Consider the following 4,366-nt stretch of genomic DNA (forward strand, 5'->3'; position numbering starts at 1 on the left):
ATGTAAGCTGTTCGCGTTGGCGCGGGTTGAGCGGCGGCCGGCCCGGCTCGACCTCTCAGCTTGGATATCGATCACCGCTAAGAGTCCGTTCGGAAACTCACGGGTGTGAGATGCATCGGATAAACGAGTTGGTCATAGCGGCATGGATCATGGCTTCGGATAGGTCGATGCGAGCTTCGTAGTCTCGGACGAGGCGGCACTGCCTGGATACGCGTTGCGCGAGACGGCACGATTGCGGCCGACGTTCATCTCGACGGACGGCGTGGGGCGAACCACGCCGTACGGCTGAGGGTTAGTGCCCTTGGCCTCGATCTTGGCCTGACGCGGTTCAAGTTCTTCCCCGCGCAGGCGGCCGGCGGCATCCCGGCGCTGACGGCGCTGGCCGCACCGTTCGGCGAGGTCCGGTTCTGCCCGACGGGTGGCGTCTCGCCGGCCAACGCAGCCGCCTGGCTCGACCTGGAGGCGGTGCTGTGCGTCGGTGGCAGCTGGATGGTGCGCCGTACCGACATCGATCCGAAGGCCATCGAGGCGGCGGCGCGCGCGGCCGGCGCGATGCGACGCCGCGGGGACGGCTGAACGCGCCCGCTTCCATCCGTTTGGCCGGACATGCGGCCGGTCCGCTTCACTGTGCAGGGACGCCCGGGTCCGAAGCTAACCCGCCCGATCAGGAGCCGGTGTCCGGCCATGGCGGTTCACCGGTACAGCCCCAGGAACAGGTCGCCCAGGGCGCGCCTCCTGAACAGCGTGGCCCAGCGCCGTCGCCGGTGCTCTGGCGCGTCGTGGAGGAGGTGGCAGCGTTGGCAGAACGCCGCGAGATTGCGGGACGCGTTGTTGCCGGGATCGTGGTCGCGATGCGCACTCGCGAGGACCACCCGCGTCACGCGATGCGCGACGGGTCGCAGATCCTCGATCAGCGCCGGTTGCGTGACCCGCTCGTGCCCGGGGCGAGGCAGGCCACGGGCGCGCCGCCCTCGCCCGTCGCGCCAGTGGTCGCGGTCCTCATCCCACCAGCGGCCATCGTCCAGGCAGCGCACCTCGCGCCCGTGCGGGCGACCGCAGCCATCGCACCGGCCGCCCGCACGCATGAACCGCACCATCCGCGAGAGTTCGGGCCAGTCGATCGGATACAGCCAGCGGTGCTCGGGGCGGATCGGCATGGACGATGCTATGAGTCAGCGAGCGGCGGAACGAAAGCGGAAACCGTTGTCGCCGCAAAGGGCACCGATCCCGCCGTCCCGCCACCGGGCAGACACCCGGACAGCTGGCGACCACCGGCCGTCACGGCTCGGCGTAACCTGGCGGAAGCGGTCGTCCCGGTCGGGGCGGCTAGGCCTGGCTCGAGATCCAGCGATCGCCGATCTCGCGCAAGGTGTCGAGCGGCACCCGGCCAGGGGCCAGCACCGCCTCATGGAAATCCTTCAGGTCGAAGCGCGACCCCATCTTTGCCTTGGCGCGCTCCCGGATGTCGACAAAGGTCGAATGGCCAAGCTTGTAGCTGCACGCCTGTCCCGGCGTGACGCAGTAACGCTCCACCTCGCGCGCGGCGAAGCCCGGCGCCTCCCCGTCCTGCTCGACGAGATAGGCGATCGACCGCTCGCGGCTCCAGCCAAGATGGTGGATGCCGGTATCGACAACGCACCGGTTGGCGCGGAACAGCTGGAACTTCAGATAGCCCAGCCGCCCGAGCGGCTCGTCGTCGTACATTCCGATCTCGTCGGACAGCTGCTCTACGTACAGCGCCCAGCCTTCGGCATAGCCCGAGAAGCCGCCCGCCTTCCGGATGAGCGGCAGGTCGGTGTTGGAGAGCGCGAGGCCGCCTTCCAGCTGATGCCCCGGCAGGCCTTCGTGGTACACGGTGGTGGCCAGGCAGAACTTCGGCCACTCGGCCGTATCGTGCAGGTTGAAGTAGACAAGGCCCGGACGCGACCCGTCGATCGCCGGCGACTGCGAGAAGGCCGACGCGGCCCCCAGCTCGGTCTGCGGCGGCACGCGTCGCACCTCGAACCGATAGGGTGGCAGGCGCTTGAAATAGGCCGGCAGCCTCGTCCGGATCGCCGCCAGCCGCGCGTTGCAATAGGCGATCGCCTCCGCCTTGCCGGCGTCGGTGTTCGGGTAGAGCTGGCGCGGGTCCTTGTAGAGCGCGGCCATCCGCTGGCCGACCGTCCCCTTCGTCATGCCCTGCGCGCGCAGCAGCGCGTCGAGCCGCGCCGAGATGTCGCGCGCCTGGTCTAGGCCGAACCGATGGACCTCGTCTGGACCGAGCGTCGTGGTGGTCGTGCCGTGCAGCGCCGTCTCGTAGAACGCCGGTCCCTGTGGCCGGGTGTTCAGGCCGGCGTCGTGCGCGGCCCTTGGCCTCAGCGCGCCGATGGCGGCGATCTGGCGCTCCAGCGCCGGCCGGACGGCGGTGTCGTAGATGCGCGCGGCGTCTCGCGCATGGCGATCGCCGAGGCCCCTGGCCGCCGCGCGGCGCGTTATCGACGTCACCAGCAGCGCCTGATCGGCGGGAACGTCCAGCTTGCGCAGCTGCGCGACGGTCAGGTCGATGATGAAGTCCGGCGGCACCATGCCGATGCCCGCGTCGTGCCGTATCCGCGCCGTCTCGGCGTCAAGCACGCCGCCGAACGCGGTCAGTCGCGCCAGATAGGCATCGGCGTCCTCGCTGGTCTCGATGCGGTGCTTGGTGTCGAGAAAGTCCGGCACGCTCTGGTAGGAGCCGGTCAGCTGGCTGACCACATAGGGCGAGGGGCCGTAGCCCGACCCGCCGAAATCGAACGCCTGCACCGCCGCCGCCGACCGGCGCGTATAGCTGACCACCTCGTGGTCCAGCCGATCAGCCGGGGAAAGCGTGGCCACGTCGATCGCGCGGAGCCGGGCGAGCTGTTCGCCGGTCTGCGCCCTGGCCGCCGCACGGCCGGCGTCGGACGGGTCGTTCAGCTGCGACCGCAGCGCGGCGTTGGCGCCCTTGTCGAGACCAAGCTGCGTCGCCGTTTCCGGACGAAGGCGCAGATCGGCCTGGAAGAGCGCGTCGAGCAGGGCCGCAAACTGCGGCGATCGCCTCGGGCCGGGTGTCGGCGGCGTGGCGGCCCACCCCGGACCGGCGAGAGCAATACCGGCTAAGCTCGCGCGCGAACTCAGCAGAAAGGCGCGACGGTCCAGCATGCGTGATTTCCCCTTGGCGACTCGTGGCGGCTCGTGTCCAACCTACCCCCATGCCCGCGGACCGCAACCATCCAACGCCCGCATTCGGCCAGGCCACGGTCCTCACGACCGGGATCAGCCGTCGATCATGGCGCGGTCCGCCCGCAGGGATCATGGAAAAGCGATTGGCGGCTGGTTTTCCCGTCACGGTTGTGGATGATCGCAGCACGGGCCGACGCCGCACAACCAATTCGATGAGGATCACATGAACCGTCTCACGACCCTGGGCGCCGCGGCGCTGGCGATCACCGCCGCCAACTGCCTGACGTCGGCCGCGCGGGGGCAGGCAGCGCCCGGTCCGTTCGCTGCCGAGAGCGACCTGCCGTTCCACGCGCCCCGCTTCGACCGGATCCGCGACGGCGACTATCAGCCCGCGATGGAGCGGGGCATGGCCGATCAATTGGCCGAGATCCGGCGCATCGCCGCCGACCCCGCGCCGCCCACGTTCGACAACACGATCGTCGCGATGGAGCGGTCGGGGCGGATGCTCGACCGCGTCCAGCACGTCTTCAGCGCGGTGGTGCAGGCCAACACCGATCCCGTGCTCGACAAGGTCCAGGCGCAAGAGGCGCCGAGGCTCGCGCAGCACGAGGACGCGATCTACCTCGATCCGCGGCTGTTCGCGCGCGTCCACGCGGTCTGGGCCGGCCGCGACGCGCTGACCGGGCCTGAGCAGCGCCAGCTGGCCGAGGTGATCCACCAACGGTTCATCCGCGCCGGCGCGCAGCTGTCCGACCCCGACAAGGCGACGCTGCGCGCGCTCAACACGCAATTGTCGACGCTGGAGACCACGTTCCAGCAGAAGCTGCTCGCGGCGGGAAAGGCCGGCGCGCTGGTGGTCGGCGACGAGGCGGACCTCGCCGGGCTCGACGCCGGCGCGGTCGCCGCGGCGGCGCAGGCGGGCAAGGATCGCGGGCTGGACGGCCGCTACGTCCTGCCGCTCCAGAACACGACGCAGCAGCCCCCGCTCGGCAGCATGGCGAACCGCGCGACCCGCGAGGCGCTGTTCGAGCGCGGCTGGACGCGCGCGGAGCGGGGCGACGCGAACGACACCCGCGCGACGATCGCCCGGATCGCGCAGCTGCGCGCGCGCAAGGCGGCGCTGCTCGGCTTCCCGAGCTGGGCGGACTATGTGCTCGCCGACCAGATGGCGCGGACGCCGGCGGCG

Annotated in this window: 3 protein-coding genes and 1 pseudogene; 2 read left to right on the plus strand and 2 right to left on the minus strand. The window is 70.6% G+C overall.

The genetic code is table 11. From position 1 onward, the window contains the following. Window positions 1-300: 300 nt before the first annotated feature. A pseudogene (locus HUU95_RS09450) lies at window positions 301-576 on the plus strand (bifunctional 4-hydroxy-2-oxoglutarate aldolase/2-dehydro-3-deoxy-phosphogluconate aldolase); the annotation flags it as partial. Window positions 577-692: 116 nt separating this feature from the next. Here HUU95_RS09450 and HUU95_RS09455 read toward each other — a convergent pair. Together HUU95_RS09455 and HUU95_RS09460 are read right to left on the minus strand one after the other, a co-directional pair. Next, on the minus strand, window positions 693-1,157 hold the full coding sequence (locus HUU95_RS09455; RefSeq protein ID WP_174279884.1) for a hypothetical protein: 465 nt from the start codon (window positions 1,155-1,157) through the stop codon (window positions 693-695). Between the two features lie 169 nt (window positions 1,158-1,326). Next, window positions 1,327-3,159, minus strand: a complete 1,833-nt coding sequence (locus HUU95_RS09460) for a DUF885 domain-containing protein (protein ID WP_174279885.1) — start codon at window positions 3,157-3,159, stop codon at window positions 1,327-1,329. Window positions 3,160-3,403: 244 nt separating this feature from the next. Here HUU95_RS09460 and HUU95_RS09465 point away from each other — a divergent pair. Next, window positions 3,404-4,366, plus strand: a 963-nt coding sequence (locus tag HUU95_RS09465; RefSeq protein WP_254602721.1) for a M3 family metallopeptidase, incomplete at its 3' end; no start/stop codon positions are given.

The organism is Sphingomonas bacterium (genome assembly GCF_903643065.1).
GTDB lineage: Bacteria > Pseudomonadota > Alphaproteobacteria > Sphingomonadales > Sphingomonadaceae > Sphingomonas.

Excerpts from the sequence above, each read along its gene's own strand:
- HUU95_RS09455 (WP_174279884.1), bottom strand. The coding sequence starts at position 1,157 with ATGCCGATCCGCCCCGAGCACCGCTGGCTGTATCCGATCGACTGGCCC.
- HUU95_RS09460 (WP_174279885.1), bottom strand. The coding sequence starts at position 3,159 with ATGCTGGACCGTCGCGCCTTTCTGCTGAGTTCGCGCGCGAGCTTAGCC.